This window comes from Pseudomonas anguilliseptica (genome assembly GCF_900105355.1).
In the GTDB taxonomy this organism is placed as follows: Bacteria; Pseudomonadota; Gammaproteobacteria; order Pseudomonadales; family Pseudomonadaceae; genus Aquipseudomonas; species Aquipseudomonas anguilliseptica.
Genome location: NZ_FNSC01000001.1, coordinates 1,326,580 through 1,345,587, shown reverse-complemented (window position 1 = coordinate 1,345,587; position 19,008 = coordinate 1,326,580). Strand labels below are relative to the sequence as shown.

The window sequence follows — 19,008 nt, the reverse complement described above, 5'->3', positions numbered from 1 at the left end:
AAAAACGCATTTGCCGTTTTGAAGTCTGTGCGTAATTGCACCCAACTGACCAGTCAGTTGCATTGGTCCAGACCAGTAGGCTGTACCGATTGACTGGCAGAAAACGGCCCAGGCTGTGTAAAAACGTTGGCATCGACCTTGCTGTGATTTGATGGATTCAAATCAGCGGGGGATGCCGATGAAGCGTTTTATCCAAGGAGAGCATCGAGGCCAAAGCGCGCTGCTTCCCGAGAGCCTGGATGACTACGTGGCGGACACCAACCCGGTGCGGGTGGTCGATGTTTTCGTCGATGAACTCGACCTTGTCCAGCTGGGTTTCGACGGTGTCGTCCCGGCGGAAACAGGTCGGCCCGCCTACCATCCTGCCGATCTCCTGAAGATCTATATCTACGGTTACCTCAACCGCATCCAGTCCAGTCGCCGTCTCGAACGCGAGGCTCAGCGCAACGTTGAGTTGATGTGGCTGACCGGACGGTTGATGCCGGACTTCAAGACCATCGCCAACTTTCGCAAGGATAACGGCAAGGCAATCCGCGGTGTCTGTCGGCAGTTCGTGGTGCTGTGCCAGCAGCTTGGCCTGTTCTCTGAAGCGCTTGTGGCCATCGATGGCAGCAAGTTCAAGGCGGTCAACAACCGCGACCGCAACTTCACCAGTGCCAAGCTTCAGCGGCGAATGGAGGAAATCGAGTCCAGCATCAACCGTTACCTGACTGCACTGGATACCGCTGATCGCCAGGAACCTGCCGTGGCGCAGGTCAAAGCAGAACGCCTCCACGAAAAGATCGCGACCTTGAAAACTAAGCTGAAGGAACTCAAGGAAATCGAAGTACAGCTCAACGAAACATCGGACAAACAGATCTCCCTGACCGATCCCGATGCCCGCTCAATGAAGACTCGTGGCACCGGCATGGTCGGCTACAACGTGCAGGCGGCGGTCGACGCGAAGCACCACCTGATCGTGACGCATGAGGTCACGAACGACGGAGTCGATCGAGACCAACTGAGCGCCATGGCCAAACAGGCGCGAGAGGCCATGGGTGTTGAGAAGCTATCGGCGGTCGCAGACAGAGGGTATTTCAAAGGCGAAGAAACCCTTGCGTGCCATGAGGCTGGCATCACCGTTTTCGTACCCAAGACGCTGACCTCGGGAGCGACAGCGGCTGGCCGCTTCGGCAAAGGTGATTTCATCTATGACGCAGCCAAGAACGAGTACCGATGCCCGGCAGGGGAAAACCTGATCTGGCGGTACTCAAGCGTCGAGAAAGGACTGAAGTTGCACCGCTACTGGAGTTCGCACTGCCAGGGTTGTGCGCTGAAAGAGCACTGTACGCCGAGTCCACAGCGCCGGGTGAGCCGCTGGGAGCATGAGGCTGTACTTGAGGCGATGCAGACCCGCCTGGATCAAGCGCCCGAGATGATGCGGATCCGTCGCCAAACGGTCGAGCACCCATTCGGCACGCTGAAATCCTGGATGGGTGCCACCCATTTCCTCACCAGAACGCTCGACCGGGTGAGCACAGAGATGGGCCTGCATGTGCTCGCCTACAACCTCAAGCGCGTGTTGAGCTTGCTGGGCAGCGGTGCCCTAATGGCAGCGATGAAGGCCTGAGACCTGTTTTACGAGTCCTGCCGTCCTCCAGCAGGCGCACCGAAGCCTAAAGTGCCACACAACCAGGAATCACCGAATACGCCTGATTGGTGCCTCCGGCGGCCTTCTGGACACTTAGAAAATCCCCCGGCAGTTGATTGCCATTGCTTGCTGCGTTTTTACACGGTCTGGGCCAAGTACAGCCATTCGCCATAGACCCGCGTGGGGCGAATCGAGTAATGTCGCAGGCGACTTTGCACGCACACATGATCGAGCAGTTTGGTGGCGTATAACTCCCTCTTATACCGTCAGCACAACGCTACAAACCCCAGCCAAGACAGGGATGGCAAAGAGGACAAGGAATGTTATCCACCATGACTGATAAATCGTAATCACACCATTTGGTGTCTATTTATAGTTATAGGATTCCTTCAAAAATAATATGCTGACGACACTGGAATACCTAAAAGATCGTTACTGCGAAGAGCAATCCCGATTTGACCACTTTGAAAATAAGTGCACAAAACTTCTAACGTTTGTCACCATACTAATAGGAGCAATTACCGCAATATCAGGAATAAACAAAGGGGTTATATTTCACCCAGAAGACCCTGCGAATTGGGTTGTTCTCATAGCATTTCTAATAGGAGCGTTTTCCATAGCTTGTGCATGGGGGCACTCCTTGCTGGCACTACGTATTGGCGATTGCCCTGTTCTTCCTCGCAGCAGATTAGCTGCTGAATACCTTGCAGCCGTTGATGCAGAAACCCACTCAACATATCTCTACAACTGCTATGTGGACACAGTAGAACAGCTTGCAAAAGTAATTGATGAAAAATCAAAAAATCTTGAATTGGCCTACCAAGAACTTGCTATAAGCGCTTGGGGGTTAGCTGTAGCTGCTTCATTAACTATATATATGGAGATTGCAAAATGAGTGACTCTGAGAAGAAAAGTCAAAATAACACTAAAACTCCACCACCTGCTCCACCAACCACTGAATACGTCAAAAAATCTAAAGAGGCAGTCGTGAACCAGAAGAAAAGTAGTTAGCTCCTATAACTACTGGTTCAATTCGTTCGCTGCGCTCACTGGGACGGGCTAAAGCCAGCCCCTTAGCTTAATCGTTAGGCATCATGCAAATTACTGAACCGCAGTTAGTCAGAGCCATCTATTCACTTTGGGATTTTCAGCAAGCATTATCAGCGCTGACATTTCTCTTAGAAGACTGTGACTTTGATAAAAACCACTCAAAGATAGAGCTGCGGCGTTTTCGCTGTTATGAAACAACTGCCATAGTTTCTATGGCTCGCCCACTCGAGCAATCTCGAGGCGGCTCCACTCTGAATCTCGGCGCTGTAGGCATAAAGCTGAGCAAGGAAGAAAAACAACTCGTAGAAAAAATTTCGAACTTGCGCAAGAAAGTATTTGCACACTCAGATGAAAATGAAATGCATTTTAGATCAAGTACATTCAAAGTGTTCGATGGGCAGATAAATTTTCCACACATGCAATTCAATGAAACGCTGCATTTGGAAAAGTCAGAACTTCAAGAACTGGAGTTACTCTTAAGAAAATTGATTTCAGATTTAGCGGAATTTTTCTTTCATTTCGCGCAAAATAATCCTCAAGCCATCGAACAGTACAAAATTGCTGCACGCCTGCAAGACCTGAAATCGAGTGAGGCCTAACAAGCGGTATATGGACTCTCCCCACAAGTAGTGAGCAAAGCTTTGCTTTTGCACCTGTCGTCAGCGCGGTTGCATTCGTATATCCGGCCTGTTTTGGGCTCACCGCCCTGGCCACTCTGTAGTTCGCGCAGCGGGGGCCAAGCGTTCAATCGATCACGCGGATCATGATTGTTATCGGTAAGCGCTCCATAGACCCCACCTCCCTCTGGAGAGGTTTTGCGTTTTACAGTGGCGTCGTTGGTTGGCAGTTCCAAGGCAGCAGCGCTTCGTAGGCTTCAACGCTGTTGGCCAGCGGCAGGCGTTCGAGGACATGGCGCAGCCAGGCGTAGGGCTCCTGGCCATTGGTCTTGGCGGTTTCCACCAGGCTGTAGAGTTGGGCGCTGGCGGTCGCGCCTTTCGGCGTGTCGCTCAACAGCCAGTTCTTGCGACCTATGACGAAGGGCCGGATCGCGCGCTCGGCAGCGTTGTTATCGATCGGCAGGTGGCCAGCCTCGATGTAGCGTTCGAGTCGGCTCCAGTTGCTCGCCAGGTAGTTCACTGCTTTGCCCAGGGCATTCTGCGCCGTGACCTGCGGCTGGGTTTTCTCCAGCCAGGTCTTGAGCTGATCGAGGAGCGGTAGGCTGTGCTGCTGGCGGCCCCGGTAGCGCTGTTCATCGCTGGCATCCTTAAGTTCGCGCTCGATGCCGTAGAGCTTGTTGATCATCCCCAACGCGATGTCGGCACGCCCGGTTTTGCCCTTCGGTTGCACCTTTTGCGCTTCGACGAACTTGCGCCGCGCATGCGCCCAGCAGGCCAGGCGCTCAACACCTTGTTGTGCGGCCACGGCGTTGTAGCCGGCGTAATCGTCGGTCATCAGGTAGCCGCGATAACCGTCGAGCAGGCGCAGCGGCACCTCCTGCGCGCGGCTGGTTGTGTAGTCGAAGAGGATCACCGGTTTGCCAGGCGGGCCACCGGTCTGCACCCACATCCAGGAGTGGCTGCTCGGATCGCGCCCAGGCTCCTTGAGCACCTGCACGCGGGTTTCATCGTAAGCGCCCCATAGACCCCACCTCCCTCTGGAGAGGTTTTGCGTTTTACAGTGGCGTCGTTGGTTGGCAGTTCCAAGGCAGCAGCGCTTCGTAGGCTTCAACGCTGTTGGCCAGCGGCAGGCGTTCGAGGACATGGCGCAACCAGGCGTAGGGCTCCTGGCCATTGGTCTTGGCGGTTTCCACCAGGCTGTAGAGTTGGGCGCTGGCGGTCGCGCCTTTCGGCGTGTCGCTGAACAGCCAGTTCTTGCGACCTATTGACGAAGGGCCGGATCGCGCGCTCGGCAGCGTTGTTATCGATCGGCAGGTGGCCAGCCTCGATGTAGCGTTCGAGTCGGCTCCAGTTGCTCGCCAGGTAGTTCACTGCTTTGCCCAGGGCATTCTGCGCCGTGACCTGCGGCTGGGTTTTCTCCAGCCAGGTCTTGAGCTGATCGTAAGCGCTCCATAAACCTCATCTACAAATGATCCGCAGGCCAGCCAATGCTGAGCTCCAATTTCTTTCTGGAGCCAGCCGTCATGATGCGCCCCGACGCCAAAGTCGAAAAAGTCTATCTATACCCCAAGCCGGTGGATTTCCGAAAATCCATCGATGGCCTGGCCGCCCTGGTCGAGCTGGATATCAAGGTGGCGGTGTTCGACCCGGTGCTGTTCGTCTTCCTCAACCGCGCGCGCAGCCGGGTGAAGATTTTGTATTGGGAGCGCAACGGCTTTTGCCTGTGGCTCAAGCGATTGGAGGCTGAACGCTTCAAGTCGCATCCGGAACCTGGCGAAGATGCGATCGTGCTGACGGCCCAGGAGTTGAACTGGTTGTTGGACGGTATCGACCTGTGGCGCAACCGGCCGCACCAGGTTTTGACCCCTAGGTTCGTCACCTGAGCCGGTATAATCCACGGCATGATTTCTGTGCCCGAAACCCTTCCTGATGACCCCGCCGCGCTCAAGCAATTGCTCGCTGAGGTGTTGTCGTCGGCGCAGGAATTGGCCAAGGACAAGGATGGGCAGATCGAGCGCCTGCGCGAACAAAACGCGCTGTTGATCCAGCGCCTGTTCGGCCGTAAATCCGAGCAGAGCAGCGACCCGGATTCACCGCAGCTAGAGATGTTCAACGAAGCGGAAAGCCTGGCCGAAGCGGCGGCTGAAGCTCCGGCCGCTGAGGTCGAGGAAGAAGTCGTTGCGCCGACCAAGCGCCGCGGCAAGCGCAAGCCGTTACCGGCCGAACTACCGCGTGTCGAGGTCATCCACGAACTGCCCGAACACGAACTGACCTGCGAATGCGGTTGCCGCAAGCAGGCCATCGGCGAAGAAACCAGCGAGCAGCTGGAAATCATCCCGATGCAGGTTCAGGTGATCCGCCACATTCGCAAGACCTATGCCTGCAAGGCCTGCGAAAGCGCGCCGGTCACCGCTGACAAGCCGGCCCAACTGATCGAGAAAAGCCTGGCCAGCCCGAGCGTGCTGGCGATGCTGCTGACCAGCAAATACGCCGACGGCATCCCACTGTATCGCTTCGAAAAGATGCTCAGTCGCCATGGCATCGACATCCCCCGGCAGACCCTGGCGCGCTGGGTGATCCAGTGCGGCGAACTGCTACAACCGTTGCTCAACCTGATGCGCGACAGGCTGCTGGACAGTCCGGTGATCCACTGCGATGAAACCCGCGTGCAGGTGCTCAAGGAGCCTGGGCGCGATCCGAGCAGCCACTCCTGGATGTGGGTGCAGACCGGTGGCCCGCCTGGCAAACCGGTGATCCTCTTCGACTACACAACCAGCCGCGCGCAGGAGGTGCCGCTGCGCCTGCTCGACGGTTATCGCGGCTACCTGATGACCGACGATTACGCCGGCTACAACGCCGTGGCCGCACAACAAGGTGTTGAACGCCTGGCCTGCTGGGCGCATGCGCGGCGCAAGTTCGTCGAAGCGCAAAAGGTGCAACCGAAGGGCAAAACCGGGCGTGCCGACATCGCGTTGGGGATGATCAACAAGCTCTACGGCATCGAGCGCGAACTTAAGGATGCCAGCGATGAACAGCGCTACCGGGGCCGCCAGCAGCACAGCCTACCGCTCCTCGATCAGCTCAAGACCTGGCTGGAGAAAACCCAGCCGCAGGTCACGGCGCAGAATGCCCTGGGCAAAGCAGTGAACTACCTGGCGAGCAACTGGAGCCGACTCGAACGCTACATCGAGGCTGGCCACCTGCCGATCGATAACAACGCTGCCGAGCGCGCGATCCGGCCCTTCGTCATAGGTCGCAAGAACTGGCTGTTCAGCGACACGCCGAAAGGCGCGACCGCCAGCGCCCAACTCTACAGCCTGGTGGAAACCGCCAAGACCAATGGCCAGGAGCCCTACGCCTGGTTGCGCCATGTCCTCGAACGCCTGCCGCTGGCCAACAGCGTTGAAGCCTACGAAGCGCTGCTGCCTTGGAACTGCCAACCAACGACGCCACTGTAAAACGCAAAACCTCTCCAGAGGGAGGTGGGGTCTATGGAGCGCTTACAGCTGATCGAGGAGCGGTAGGCTGTGCTGCTGGCGGCCCCGGTAGCGCTGTTCATCGCTGGCATCCTTAAGTTCGCGCTCGATGCCGTAGAGCTTGTTGATCATCCCCAACGCGATGTCGGCACGCCCGGTTTTGCCCTTCGGTTGCACCTTTTGCGCTTCGACGAACTTGCGCCGCGCATGCGCCCAGCAGGCCAGGCGTTCAACACCTTGTTGTGCGGCCACGGCGTTGTAGCCGGCGTAATCGTCGGTCATCAGGTAGCCGCGATAACCGTCGAGCAGGCGCAGCGGCACCTCCTGCGCGCGGCTGGTTGTGTAGTCGAAGAGGATCACCGGTTTGCCAGGCGGGCCACCGGTCTGCACCCACATCCAGGAGTGGCTGCTCGGATCGCGCCCAGGCTCCTTGAGCACCTGCACGCGGGTTTCATCGCAGTGGATCACCGGACTGTCCAGCAGCCTGTCGCGCATCAGGTTGAGCAACGGTTGTAGCAGTTCGCCGCACTGGATCACCCAGCGCGCCAGGGTCTGCCGGGGGATGTCGATGCCATGGCGACTGAGCATCTTTTCGAAGCGATACAGTGGGATGCCGTCGGCGTATTTGCTGGTCAGCAGCATCGCCAGCACGCTCGGGCTGGCCAGGCTTTTCTCGATCAGTTGGGCCGGTTTGTCAGCGGTGACCGGCGCGCTTTCGCAGGCCTTGCAGGCATAGGTCTTGCGAACGTGGCGGATCACCTGAACCTGCATCGGGATGATTTCCAGCTGCTCGCTGGTTTCTTCGCCGATGGCCTGCTTGCGGCAACCGCATTCGCAGGTCAGTTCGTGTTCGGGCAGTTCGTGGATGACCTCGACACGCGGTAGTTCGGCCGGTAACGGCTTGCGCTTGCCGCGGCGCTTGGTCGGCGCAACGACTTCTTCCTCGACCTCAGCGGCCGGAGCTTCAGCCGCCGCTTCGGCCAGGCTTTCCGCTTCGTTGAACATCTCTAGCTGCGGTGAATCCGGGTCGCTGCTCTGCTCGGATTTACGGCCGAACAGGCGCTGGATCAACAGCGCGTTTTGTTCGCGCAGGCGCTCGATCTGCCCATCCTTGTCCTTGGCCAATTCCTGCGCCGACGACAACACCTCAGCGAGCAATTGCTTGAGCGCGGCGGGGTCATCAGGAAGGGTTTCGGGCACAGAAATCATGCCGTGGATTATACCGGCTCAGGTGACGAACCTAGGGGTCAAAACCTGGTGCGGCCGGTTGCGCCACAGGTCGATACCGTCCAACAACCAGTTCAACTCCTGGGCCGTCAGCACGATCGCATCTTCGCCAGGTTCCGGATGCGACTTGAAGCGTTCAGCCTCCAATCGCTTGAGCCACAGGCAAAAGCCGTTGCGCTCCCAATACAAAATCTTCACCCGGCTGCGCGCGCGGTTGAGGAAGACGAACAGCACCGGGTCGAACACCGCCACCTTGATATCCAGCTCGACCAGGGCGGCCAGGCCATCGATGGATTTTCGGAAATCCACCGGCTTGGGGTATAGATAGACTTTTTCGACTTTGGCGTCGGGGCGCATCATGACGGCTGGCTCCAGAAAGAAATTGGAGCTCAGCATTGGCTGGCCTGCGGATCATTTGTAGATGAGGTTTATGGAGCGCTTACAGAGAACTGAGCTTCCGATTCTGAGCGAGCAGCGGGCCTGTTTAGCACCGCTGCTCGTTGGTTTGCTGGCGCTTCTGCGCAGTGCCGCCATGCGGCATGTGGCGGAGCTGCGCGATACCGTAGTCAGTCCGCCAGGCTCTGCAGCAGGCGGTAGTAAAACCCACTGGCATTGGCCAACGTATCGACCGCTACGCGCTCATTGGTGCCGTGCATGCGTGGCAGGTCGTCGCGCTCCATCAGCAGGGGGCTGAAGCGGAAGACGTTGTCGGTGAGCGGCTCGTAGTAATGCGAGTCGGTGCCGCCGACGGTGAGGTTGGGGCTGACCAGGGTGTTGCTGAAGCTCTGGCGGATTACCTCGGCGAACTGCTGGTAGGCCACGCCCCTGACATCGGATACCGCTGAAGGCTCGCGCCCGCCGGGCATGACTTTGACCTGAACCTGCTCATCCGCTACGGTATTGCGCACATGGGCGGCCACGCTGTCGATGCTGTCGCGCGGGTGGATGCGCAGGTTGAGGGTGGCGCGGGCGCTGGGCGGCAGGACGTTTTCCTTGATCCCGGCGCGCAGCAGGGTTGGCGACAGCGAGGTTTGCAGTTGCGCGGCACCGGCTGGCGAGGCGGCCAGTTGCTGTTCCACCAGCGGGCCGAACAGCCAGAGGTTGGCGAAGATCAACCGGTAGCCGAAGGCTTGCGCCGGGGTAAAGCTCGCCAGCAGGTCGCCGGTGGGGCCGTCGAAGCCGCGCTGGAAGGGCGCATCGCCGACCCGTTGCAGGGCCTGGCTCAAGCGGCCGATGGCGGTTTCATCAAAGGCCGGTGGCTGCGAGGAATGGCCACCCTGGGCGCTGGTGGTGAGGGTCAGGCTGACGTAGCCCTTTTCCGCGATACCGACCACGGCGACATCCTGGCTGACGCCAGGGATCTGCCCGCGTACCACAAAGCCGCCTTCATCGCTGACCCAGGCCAGGCGTTTGCCCTGTTCCTGCAACTGCGCGGCGATGCGCCGGTTGCCCTGGTGGCCGCCGATTTCTTCATCGTGACCGAAGGCCAGCAGTACATCGCGTTGTGGCTGGAAGCCTTGGGCGATTAGGGTTTCCACCGCTTCGAGGATCGCCACCATCGAGCCCTTGCTGTCGATGGCGCCACGGCCCCAGACAAAGCCCTCGGCAATCGCCCCGGAGAATGGCGGGTGGCTCCACAGCTCTTCGGTGCCGGGCGCGACGGGTACTACGTCCTGATGCGCCATCAGCAGAGCAGCAGGCAATTGAGCGTCCTTGCCCGGCCAGCGCAGCAGGATGCTCGGGCTGCCGGTGGCGAGTGACTCAGTGCCAGCTGTAACCCGTGGGTAGTGCTGCGCCAGCCACTCACGCAGGCCGGCGAAGGCGGCGTTGCTGGCCGCCAGTTGGCTGGTCGGTGCGCCGACCTGGTGCGACAGGGTCGGCAGGCGAATGGCGGCCGCCAGGCTCTCGGCAGCGCGCTGGCCATCCAGCCCTTCGGGCAGATTGACCGGCGCGCGGTTGTACGCGGCAGCCGGCAGTAGCAGGGTACGGCCGACCACCACGGCCACCAGGCCGAGCAGAGCAATCAGCAGAAGCAGTAACAGACGTTTCATCGCCGATCTCCTTGGCTTATGGGCGCAGAATCAGCTGGCTGCGGCTGTTGGCTTTGATCGCCTCGGCATCCAGGTGCATCGGCACGTATTCGCCACGAATATAGCGTTCGGCCTGGTCCTTGTAGTGCTGATCAAACAGCACGCCGCTCTGGCCGACTGGGTTGATGCCCAGGGCGCTGCCGGCATCGGCCAGGTCGATCAGGCGGCGGGTCGATGGGCCGTACACCACCGACCAGGGCGCTGGGCCGACCGGTTGCGAGAGGTTGTTTGGTGTCTCATGGCCGCCCGGCGCGGCAAAGGCGCCAACGTTGAACAGTTTATCCAGCGGCTTCTGCTGGCCCAGCGGGTGGCTGTGGGTGAGGGTGTGCGCGCTGCCCCAGGCCCATTTCGCGCTGTCGTCACCGAGGGTGCTGCGCAGGTGGGTAAGGCTGGCCTGCCAGGCGGCCTTGACGGCGTCGGCACGGCTTTCCACGGCATCGCTGCCGCGCTTGTCCCACCAGGGTGAACTGGCATCGGCGGCCAGACGCGGCAGGGCGCTGTCGAGCACGCGGGTTTGCAGCAGGTTGGTGAAGAAGGCTTCGCTCAGCTCGTCGGCCATGGCTTCGCGCGCCAACTGGTAAACCAGCTGGTTGAACAGCGTGGCGGCGGTGTTCTCGATCTGGTGCTGGCCATCCCAGCTCAGCAGCTGCTCGACCAGTGCCTGCTCTTCGCTGCCAGTGGCGGCAGCCCGCAGATCAGCCGCCAGCGGCGCGAGCAGGCGTTGCGGGTAGCCGGTGCCGGGCTCCAGTTGCAGGGCCTGGCTGTTCTGCACATCCCACTTTACGCTGTCGTCGCGCAGGCGCTCGTCCAGGCGCTGGCCGCGATCGGCCAGGTTGTAGTAGCCCGGCACTTCCATGCCAGTCGGCGATACGGGCTGGTAGTTGGCGGAGAGGATATAGCCGCGCGTGGGGTTCTCTTCCTGCGGGTTGGCGCTGAACGGGTAGTAGCCGTCTTTTTCCGCTTCGCCGTTGCTGCCGTCGAGGATAAAGCTCGGGTTGACCCCGGCCGGGCGGCGCGGCAGTTTCGCTGCGGCCCACCAGCCGATATCCCCCGTGGCGTTGGCCCACACCACGTTCAGCCCCGGCGCTTCGATGTGCTCGGCGGCGACGCGGGCTTGCTCCAGCGTGGCGGCGCGGTTGAGCTGGTAGAAGCCATCGAGGATCGGGTTGTCGGTCTCGAGGAAGGCCCACCACATGGCAATCGGCGTGCTGCCGACGGTTTCGCCGAGGGCGCTGTTGATGATCGGGCCGTGCGGCGAGCGGCGGATGGTTAGGCGCACCGGCTCAGCATCCTTGACGCTGATCAGCTCCTCGCGGCTTTGCAGCTCGACCCACTGGCCGCGATACCAGACCTGGTTGGGGTTGTCCGGGTTGGTTTTCTCGGCAATCAGGTCGAGGTCGTCGTTCTGGAACATGGTGATGCTCCAGGCAAAGTCGCGGTTGTGGCCCAGTGATGCCACCGGATTGAGCGCCTGATGGTGGCCGTACAGGCTGAAGCCGGGGTAACTCAGGTTGGCCTCGTACCACACCGACGGCACGGCGAAGCGGATATGCGGGTCGCCGGCCAGCAGCGGCTTGCCGCTGGCGGTGCGGCTGCCGGAGATGGCCCAGGCGTTACTGCCCTCGAACTGCGGCAGGCCGGCATCCAGCAGCGCGGCATGGCTCAGCTCGGCGATGGCGTTGAGGTCCTGCCAGTCGTCAGCGGCGAGGTGTTGACCGACCACGCCCTGCGGGTGCCAGTCGAGGTCAAAGGCCTTGAGGTAATCGGCGCCCAGCTGATCGCGAATATGCGTCAGCACCGGCTCGGTGCGGAAGGCGGCGGCAAAGCTGTAGGCCATATAGCCGGCGACGCTGAGGGTGTCGGCGACATTGAACGGACGTTTTTCGATGCCCAATACATCGAACTCGATCGGCGCCGGGTGGCTGGCCTGATATTGGTTTACGCCATCCAGATAAGCCTGCAGCGCCTGGCCGGCCGGGGCATTCGTGTCCAGCTTGGCGGCGTAACGGTCGGCGTGTTCGCGGATGCCCAGGGTGCGGAACAGGCGGTCGGTGTCGGCCAGCTTGCTGCCGAGTATCTCGGCCAGCTCGCCGCGGGCCAGGCGACGCAGGATTTCCATCTGGAACAGCCGATCCTGGGCGTGCACATAGCCCAGCACACGGTACATATCGGCCTCGTTCTGCGCCTGGATATGCGGCACGCCGCGCTCGTCGTAATCCACCGTGACTGCGCCCTGCAGATTGCTCAGTTGCAGCTCGCCGGCGCGTTGCGGCTGCTTGCTGTCGATATACCAGTAAGCGCCGGCGGCAGAGGCCGCGACGATCAGGGCCAGGGCAGTCAGGGTGCGTTTCATGGGGTTTTCCTTGTTATAGGTTTTATCAGTCTGGCCATTGTGCGCACTGCCGGCTGTGCAGGCATTGACCGAATACAGCAAGAGTGAAAGTCTTTGGTCAATCCAAGAGGCCTTTATGCAACACGACCCGCACAACAGCATCGCCAGCGCACTGACCCATTCCTCGACCCTGCGCCGCCTGCTTTACGAGGCCCTGGCGGCGCTGGGCCGACACCTATCGCCAGGCCTATCAGGGCGTGGTGCTGGCGCCGCCGCTGTTCAATGCCCGCGAGGATCACGACAATGCGCCGCGCTTCTGGCTGGCGCTGGCGGGCATCAGTGGTGATGCCGACATCGGCCTGCACCTGGGGGAAACCATGCAGCCACGGCCGATGGATGTAGTGGGTTACCTGCTGCTGGCCAGCCGCGACCTGGGTCAGGCGCTGGAGAGCTTTGTGCGCTTTCAGCACATCCTCTCCGGCGGGTTTGCCGCGCGCCTGGAGCTGGAGGGCGAGCAGGCGCGCCTGATCTTCGATCTCAATTACCGTGGCGTGGGGTCGTTGCGCCAACAGATGGAGTGCCTGGCGCTGCTGTTGCAGAAGATGCTGGCCAGCGTCAACGACGGCGGCTTTGCGCTCGACGGCGTGGAGTTTCGCCACCCGGCCCCGCGCCGGCTGAGTGAACACCGCCGGCTGTTCGGCCTGCTGCCGCGTTTTGCCCAGGCGCATGATGCGCTGATCTTCCCGCGTGCCTGGCTCAGTCGGCCCTCGCGCAGCGCCAACCCGCGGCTGTTCGCGGTGCTCTGGGCGCAGGCGGAAGTGGAGCTGGCCGAGCTTGAGGAAAACCAGTTGCTCAACCGCGTGCGTTACTGGCTGGAGGTCAACCTGGGCGTGCAGCTGTGCGACCTGCCGCGCTGCGCCACGGCGCTGGGTTACAGCGTCGGCGGGCTGCAGCGGGCGCTGGCCGACCAGCAGCAGAGCTTTCGCCAGCTGCACGATGAGGTGCGTCGCCTGCGCGCGCAGACCCTGCTCGACAACGGCCTGGCCATCCGTGAAGTGGCCCGCGCCTGCGGCTTTGCCGAGCTGTCGCCGTTTTACCGCGCGTTCAAGCGCTGGCAGGGTGCGACGCCACAGGGCTTTCGCCGGCAGTCGGCTGTGGGCATAACGGCGTCAGGCTGATCTAGCCTTTCTACACAGGCCTGAGGTAGCGGTTATGTGGCGAATGATGGCGAGTGGAGTGTTGGCGCTGCCCTGCCTGGCAGCGCCGCCGGTGCAGATCTGCCTGGGCGACAGCAACGAGTGGCCGCCCTACACCTATTGGCAGCGTACCGATGGCGAGGTGGATCGCAGCCGTCTGACCGGGGCGGCCAGTACCCTGGTGCTGGAGATTCTGCAGCGTTTGCAGTTGCCTTATGAGGTGCACTATATGCCCTGGGCGCGGGTGCAGCAGGAGCTGGCGGACTTTGCTGAAAAGGGCCGCTGCGAACTGACCTGGGATGCCAGCTACAACGCCGAGCGCGCGGCCTACGCGCATTACAGTGCGCGCCTCTACGAAACGCGCCTTGGGCTGTTCTATTCCGCTCAGCGCTTTGCCGAAGTGCCGTTGCCTGCCTTGCAGCAGAACCTGCAGCCCTATCGGGTGTGCGGGGTGATTGGCTACAACTACCAGCCGTTTGGCCTGGGTGAGCCGATCAAGCGCTTTCCCAGCATCCAGCAGAACCTGGACATGTTGCAGCGTCAGCGTTGCGATTTTTTCCCCAGCGAAATTGAGCCGTTATATGGCGGTTTGGCGCTGGGCATCTATCAGGGCCATGAGCAGCTGCGCCATGTGCCGCTGGTCGCCACCAAGGCGTTCTTTCTACTGGTCAGCAAGGGTTCGCCGCGCTGTGAAAGTCTGGTAAGGCAATTTGATCGGCAGCTCGAACAGCTGCAGGCCAGTGGTGAGGCGCAGCAGATCTTTCAGCGCTTTACCCCGGATGGCCTGAGATAGTCAGTGGCTCTGCCAGTCGCAGAAACAGCCTACCGCTAGAGTGTTGCTGGCGTTGACCGGGCGCTCTGCAATCAGCGCCTCCAGAATCGGCTCGATAAAGCTGTTGCTGGAGGTGCATACGGCGCCTTCACTGTAGGGGCCGAAGTAGGCCAGCTGACCCTGGCGATCCCAGATTGCTACCGCCGGGCTGGCGGGAATCTGCGCGCTGCCGGCCAGTTCAGCCAGCGGTTGCAGGGCGCTCAGGGTGCTGGGCAGTTGGCCGCTGCTGCCAGGTTTTTGCACGGCATAGAAGCGCACGCCCTGGGGGCTGAAACGTTCGATCAGCTCGGCCAGGTGTTGCTGGTTGCCGACATTGCACGGGCAGGCCGGGTCCCAGAAATGCACCAGGCGGATTGGCCCGGGGCCGGCCAGCTCATCCGGCAGACGCAGCTGTTCGCCGTAGAACAGCGCGGTCTGCTCGCTGAAACTACGCAGGTAGCGCGCTTCATACCACCAGTAGGCGGCCAGCATGGCAGCGCCCCAGAGCAGAATCAGCAGGCTGGCGAGTAGGGTCTTGCGCGTGGGTCGAGTCATCGGCGGTCTTCGGCAAACAGGCGCGCAGCTTGCCATGACTGGCGCGACAGCTGAATATCCGCAACCTGATTGCACAGCCCTGGGTGGTCTGTGACTACCCCGTAAGTTTGATGGAAGCCTTATGCCAGAGCCGTTTCAGCCGGAAAACCTGCTTGCCAGTCTGCGACCCTTGGCCGCAGCCGTTGCCCTATCACCGGCCGAACAGGCATACCGGCAGTTCTACGGTTTCAGCAATACGTCGGCTACGCACAGTTGTATGGGCACGCTTCAGGCGGGCGGTTACCAGATTGCGCTACAGGCCTGGCGGCCTGAGCAGCCGCGCGCCACGTTGGTGCTACTGCATGGTTACTACGACCACGTTGGCCTGTACCGCCATGTGATCGAGTGGGCGCTGGGCATGGGCTTTGCCGTGCTGTCTTTCGACCTGCCTGGGCATGGCCTGTCCAGCGGTGCGCGTGCCAGCATCGGCGATTTTGCTGAGTACCAGACGGTGTTGCAGGCGGTGCTGGCTGAAGCCGCGGTGCTAGAGCTGCCGCAACCCTGGCACCTGTGCGGGCAAAGCACTGGCGGGGCGATTCTGATCGACCACCTGCTGACCGGTGCACCAGGTGCGCAAATCGGCGAAACCATTCTCTTGGCGCCGCTGGTGCGGCCGCGTGCCTGGGGCTGGTCGCAGTTCAGTTACCGGATCATGAAGCGCTTTGTCAGCGAGATTCCCCGGCGTTTCAGCGTCAATTCCAGCGATGCCGAGTTTATCGACTTCATCCATCACCAGGACCCGCTGCAGCCGCGCAACCTGCCGACCGCCTGGGTCGGTGCGCTTAGCCAGTGGGTGCCGCGTATCGAGGCGGCGCCGCGCAGTGCACGCAGCCCGCTGATCATTCAGGGTGAGGCGGACATGACGGTGGCCTGGCAGCACAACCTTGAAGTGCTGCAGAATAAATTTGCCGCGCCGCAGATTCTGCGTCTGCCCGAGGCGCGACACCACCTGGCCAACGAAGCGCCGGCACTGCGCCAGCGCTATTTCGAGTTTTTGACCGAACGTCTGGCGTAGGTTGGTGTTGAGGAGCAACGCGACGAAGCCCAACGACTGCAACGGATCGTCGAGCGCAGTGTCATGCGCTCCATGTTGGGCTTCGCTGCTCTCAACACCAACCTACGCGGGTTCGTCTTCAGATACCTTGCGGGGCTGGAGCCAGTGCTGCGCTGCTCTGGCCAACGGCCAGGCCACTGCGGATGGCTGCCAGCGCTGCCTGGTAGTAGTTCTTGCCGCTTTCTGACTGGGCAAAGCTGACAAATTCTTCCAGTTCCGGATCACTCAGCTCGCGGTAGACGTGCAGCAGAGTGTTGTCCAGATCCGCACCGATCTGCTCCATCAGGCGCTGGCGTTGGCCATTGAACATGGCCTGGGCGCTGTCGCCACCAAGCAGGCCGGGGAGCATCTGACTAAGGCTGTCGGCTGCCACTCCGGCTAGCGCCAGGCTGACTTCCGCACCGGCTTCCCGCGCCGGCAGCGCCTGGGCCAGGTGGCGAATCAGCAGGCGGCGAGTGGCGCTGGCTTCGCTGCGCGGCAGGCCGTTGGCGTAGCGCGCCAGTTGATCACTGCGGGTAGCGAGCAGCTCGGCATCGACAATCTTGCGCCCCAGTGGCGACTGGAAAAACTGCAGCGCGTTGCTCGGGTTGCCGAGGTTGCTGCGCAGCCCCTGTTGGGCGCGTTGATCCACAGACGCAGCGGCAAAGCGCTGGTTGCTGTTATTCACCAGCGCCTGATGCACCGCTGGCGGCAGGCTGCTGCGGTAGCGTTCCTGAGCGGCCTGCAGGGCATCGCTGAAGTGCATGCGTTGCTGCGGCCAGCCGGCCGCCTGATACAGCTGCAGGTAATCGTCAGCCAGGGCGGGCAGGCTGAGCAGCAGGGTCAGTACAACGGAAAGGGCGCGCATTAGGGGCTCCATTCAGGGGCGGCTATTTTCGGCGGCATGCCGATGCTTGTCGAGGCTCGCTGTTGTTGTGAATCAAACGTCGACAGGCTGGTAGAATCGCCGGCATGACGACCGATACCCACAGCGCACTTCTGACCCGCATCGTTGACGACCTGGCCGAACAGGGTTGGTCGCTGCAGCCGCAGTTTATTGCCTCCTCTCTGACCCTTGAACTGGCCGAAGAGTGCCGTAAGCGTGCCGCACAAGGTGCGTTGGCCCCCGCTGGCGTCGGCCGTGGCGCGCAGCAGCAGATCCGCGAAGGGGTGCGCGGCGACCATATTCAGTGGCTGGAAGCCGGACAGGCTAAGGCCTGTGATCAGTACCTGCGGGTAGTTGACGAGCTGCGGGTGGCGCTGAACCAGGGCTTGTACCTGGGGCTGGAGGATTTCGAGGGGCACTTTGCCCTGTATCCGCCGGGGGCGTTCTACCAGAAGCACGTGGATCGCTTTCGCGATGATGATCGCCGCGCGGTGTCAGCGGCGTTCTATCTCAATGAGAATTGGCAGGCCGAACAGGGCGGCGCGCTGCGCTTGTATCTGCCGAACGGCGAAGCGCGTGATGTGTTGCCGCAAGCGGGCAGTCTGCTGGTGTTTCTATCCGCCGACATGCCCCATGAGGTCTTGCCGGCCAACCGTGATCGATTGTCGCTGACCGGCTGGTTTCGCCGCCGGGGCAATGGGCCGTTGTAGCAGGTCTGTGAGATTTGCTCTTAGTGGCCCCAGACCTTAAAAGTCCCGCGCAGATCGGTGATATCGCGCATCTCGATGCTGCCCAGACGGCTTTCACCCACATACATATCGGCTGCCACTCGCACGCGAATGCGCTGGGCCGGGATACCGCTGGCCACCAACTGTTCGTTGATGGTGGTGAGGTCGGGCAGGGTCAGCTGCAGTTGCTGCTGGCCGCTGCCATTGGTCACCACATCGATCTTCAGCGTTGGCAGGTTGACGCCGAAAATCGGCAAGGTCAGGCCCAGTTGCGCGGCACCGAAGGCGAAGCTGCCGCCGGAGCCATTCGGGCAGCTGGCCGGGGTGAGGCAGCCATTGTCGATTTTCACGTTGCGCAACGAGGCGCTACCGCCATCGTCATTCCAGCTGACCCGGTTGATCGTCGCCAGCACGTCGGCGCGGATGCTAATGCCAGCTTGACCGCTGATCTCGCTCAGGCTCTGGTTGTCCATCGGCAACAGGGCCGCCTGGCTCGGCAGGGTGCAGATCGCAAGGCTGGCAGCGAGTGATAGGGCAAGAGTGCGAAGTGGGCGATGCATGGAAGTGTCCTCGACTAGAGTGCCGAGAGTCTGTGCCGGGCCTAACGCGCGCGCCATCGGGCCAGGGTGCTTCCCGTCGAAGGATAGGCCAGTGTTGTGCGCGCATGGTGCTGCCCACGTGATGCGCTTGGCAATCTGTCCGGTAGCCCGTCCCTTTGATCGGCGGCCATGCAAGGCGGTAACCTGACCGTGTTACGGCAAGTGACCAATGAGTGTGAGTGATGCAGAAGATTCTGGTGAGCCGTTGCCTGTTAGGCCAGCGCGTACGTTATGACGGTGGTGCCCACGGCCCTTTCAGCCTGTTGGAGCGCTGGCAGCAGGACGGCCGTATTGTGCCGCTGTGCCCGAAAGTTGCCGGCGGCTTGCCGACGCCGCGTGCGTCGGCTGAAATTGCCAGTGGTCAGGGTGCGCAGGTACTTGATGGACTGCTACCGGTGCTGACGGTGGACGGCGAGGATGTCACGGCGGCTTTTGTGGATGGCGCCCAGCAGGCTCTGGCCCTGGTGGCGCAGCATGGCATCCGTATTGCCCTGCTCAAGGCGCGCAGCCCCTCGTGCGGTCACCGGGAGAACTATGACGGCAGCTTCAGTGGCATCAAGGTCGCCGGTGAAGGGGTGACCGCTGCAGCCTTGCATCGTGCTGGTGTGCAGGTGTTTAGCGAAGAGGAGCTACCGGCTGCTGAAGCGGCGTTGCGTGAGCGAGAAGAGCGGCCGCGTGCGTAGGATGGATTGAGCGCAGCGATACCCGTGCTGTTGGGTTACGCGGCGCGGAAGATTTG

Annotated in this window: 15 protein-coding genes and 4 pseudogenes; 10 read left to right on the top strand and 9 right to left on the bottom strand. The window is 61.3% G+C overall.

Annotation, left to right across the window (positions count from 1 at the left end; translation table 11 throughout):
* The first annotated feature begins 178 nt into the window (after positions 1 to 178).
* From BLW24_RS06520 to BLW24_RS06515, 3 genes are all read left to right on the top strand, one after another.
* On the top strand, positions 179 to 1,609 hold the full coding sequence (locus tag BLW24_RS06520) for an IS1182 family transposase (RefSeq protein WP_090387642.1): 1,431 nt from the start codon (positions 179 to 181) through the stop codon (positions 1,607 to 1,609).
* Between the two features lie 421 nt (positions 1,610 to 2,030).
* Positions 2,031 to 2,525, top strand: coding sequence for a hypothetical protein (locus BLW24_RS25540; protein WP_139272647.1), 495 nt, complete (start codon positions 2,031 to 2,033; stop codon positions 2,523 to 2,525).
* Between the two features lie 199 nt (positions 2,526 to 2,724).
* On the top strand, positions 2,725 to 3,279 hold the full coding sequence (locus BLW24_RS06515; RefSeq protein ID WP_090378181.1) for a hypothetical protein: 555 nt from the start codon (positions 2,725 to 2,727) through the stop codon (positions 3,277 to 3,279).
* Positions 3,280 to 3,502: 223 nt separating this feature from the next.
* On the opposite strand, the pseudogene tnpC (BLW24_RS06510) reads toward BLW24_RS06515, so the two are convergent.
* Positions 3,503 to 4,306: pseudogene (gene tnpC / locus BLW24_RS06510) on the bottom strand (IS66 family transposase); the annotation flags it as partial.
* A 46-nt stretch (positions 4,307 to 4,352) separates the two neighbouring features.
* Positions 4,353 to 4,734 (bottom strand): annotated as a pseudogene (locus BLW24_RS06505) (IS66 family transposase); the annotation flags it as partial.
* 50 nt (positions 4,735 to 4,784) lie between these two features.
* Between BLW24_RS06505 and tnpB (BLW24_RS06500) the strand changes: the two are divergent.
* Both tnpB (BLW24_RS06500) and tnpC (BLW24_RS06495) read left to right on the top strand, forming a co-directional pair.
* Entirely contained in the window at positions 4,785 to 5,180 is a 396-nt protein-coding gene (tnpB, locus tag BLW24_RS06500; protein ID WP_244161054.1) for an IS66 family insertion sequence element accessory protein TnpB, read from the top strand.
* Positions 5,181 to 5,198: 18 nt separating this feature from the next.
* Entirely contained in the window at positions 5,199 to 6,755 is a 1,557-nt protein-coding gene (gene tnpC / locus BLW24_RS06495; protein WP_090375474.1) for an IS66 family transposase, read from the top strand.
* A 45-nt stretch (positions 6,756 to 6,800) separates the two neighbouring features.
* On the opposite strand, the pseudogene tnpC (BLW24_RS06490) reads toward tnpC (BLW24_RS06495), so the two are convergent.
* The 4 genes and pseudogenes from tnpC (BLW24_RS06490) to BLW24_RS06475 form a co-directional block, all read right to left on the bottom strand.
* Positions 6,801 to 7,982, bottom strand: a pseudogene (tnpC, locus tag BLW24_RS06490) (IS66 family transposase); the annotation flags it as partial.
* A gap of 18 nt (positions 7,983 to 8,000) precedes the next feature.
* Positions 8,001 to 8,396: an IS66 family insertion sequence element accessory protein TnpB gene (gene tnpB, locus BLW24_RS06485; protein WP_244161054.1), complete on the bottom strand. Its 396-nt coding sequence runs from the start codon at positions 8,394 to 8,396 to the stop codon at positions 8,001 to 8,003.
* Positions 8,397 to 8,566: 170 nt separating this feature from the next.
* A complete protein-coding gene (locus tag BLW24_RS06480) occupies positions 8,567 to 10,051 on the bottom strand; it encodes a M20 family peptidase (protein WP_090378177.1) in 1,485 nt (494 codons plus the stop codon).
* A 16-nt stretch (positions 10,052 to 10,067) separates the two neighbouring features.
* A complete protein-coding gene (locus BLW24_RS06475) occupies positions 10,068 to 12,443 on the bottom strand; it encodes a penicillin acylase family protein (protein ID WP_090387641.1) in 2,376 nt (791 codons plus the stop codon).
* Between the two features lie 115 nt (positions 12,444 to 12,558).
* On the opposite strand from BLW24_RS06475, the pseudogene BLW24_RS06470 reads away from it, so the two are divergent.
* Both BLW24_RS06470 and BLW24_RS06465 read left to right on the top strand, forming a co-directional pair.
* A pseudogene (locus tag BLW24_RS06470) lies at positions 12,559 to 13,600 on the top strand (AraC family transcriptional regulator).
* Between the two features lie 34 nt (positions 13,601 to 13,634).
* Positions 13,635 to 14,411: a substrate-binding periplasmic protein gene (locus BLW24_RS06465; protein ID WP_090378174.1), complete on the top strand. Its 777-nt coding sequence runs from the start codon at positions 13,635 to 13,637 to the stop codon at positions 14,409 to 14,411.
* Here the strand turns inward: BLW24_RS06465 and BLW24_RS06460 are convergent, their stop codons facing one another.
* A complete protein-coding gene (locus BLW24_RS06460; RefSeq protein WP_244161092.1) occupies positions 14,412 to 15,020 on the bottom strand; it encodes a DUF6436 domain-containing protein in 609 nt (202 codons plus the stop codon).
* Positions 15,021 to 15,105: 85 nt separating this feature from the next.
* On the opposite strand from BLW24_RS06460, the gene bipL reads away from it, so the two are divergent.
* Positions 15,106 to 16,038 carry a phospholipase BipL gene (gene bipL, locus BLW24_RS06455; protein ID WP_090378168.1) on the top strand — a complete coding sequence of 311 codons (933 nt, stop codon included), beginning with the start codon at positions 15,106 to 15,108 and terminating at the stop codon, positions 16,036 to 16,038.
* Between the two features lie 118 nt (positions 16,039 to 16,156).
* On the opposite strand, the gene BLW24_RS06450 is transcribed toward bipL, so the two are convergent.
* Entirely contained in the window at positions 16,157 to 16,924 is a 768-nt protein-coding gene (locus BLW24_RS06450; RefSeq protein ID WP_090378165.1) for a hypothetical protein, read from the bottom strand.
* 104 nt (positions 16,925 to 17,028) lie between these two features.
* On the opposite strand from BLW24_RS06450, the gene BLW24_RS06445 reads away from it, so the two are divergent.
* The gene (locus BLW24_RS06445; protein ID WP_090378162.1) at positions 17,029 to 17,652 is read left to right on the top strand and encodes a 2OG-Fe(II) oxygenase; all 624 of its coding nucleotides are present in this window, start codon (positions 17,029 to 17,031) and stop codon (positions 17,650 to 17,652) included.
* A gap of 20 nt (positions 17,653 to 17,672) precedes the next feature.
* Here the strand turns inward: BLW24_RS06445 and BLW24_RS06440 are convergent, their stop codons facing one another.
* The gene (locus BLW24_RS06440; RefSeq protein WP_090378159.1) at positions 17,673 to 18,230 is read right to left on the bottom strand and encodes a DUF6160 family protein; all 558 of its coding nucleotides are present in this window, start codon (positions 18,228 to 18,230) and stop codon (positions 17,673 to 17,675) included.
* Between the two features lie 221 nt (positions 18,231 to 18,451).
* Here BLW24_RS06440 and BLW24_RS06435 point away from each other — a divergent pair, with 221 nt between their 5' ends.
* Positions 18,452 to 18,952: a 2-thiouracil desulfurase family protein gene (locus BLW24_RS06435; protein WP_090378156.1), complete on the top strand. Its 501-nt coding sequence runs from the start codon at positions 18,452 to 18,454 to the stop codon at positions 18,950 to 18,952.
* The last annotated feature ends 56 nt before the right edge of the window (positions 18,953 to 19,008 follow it).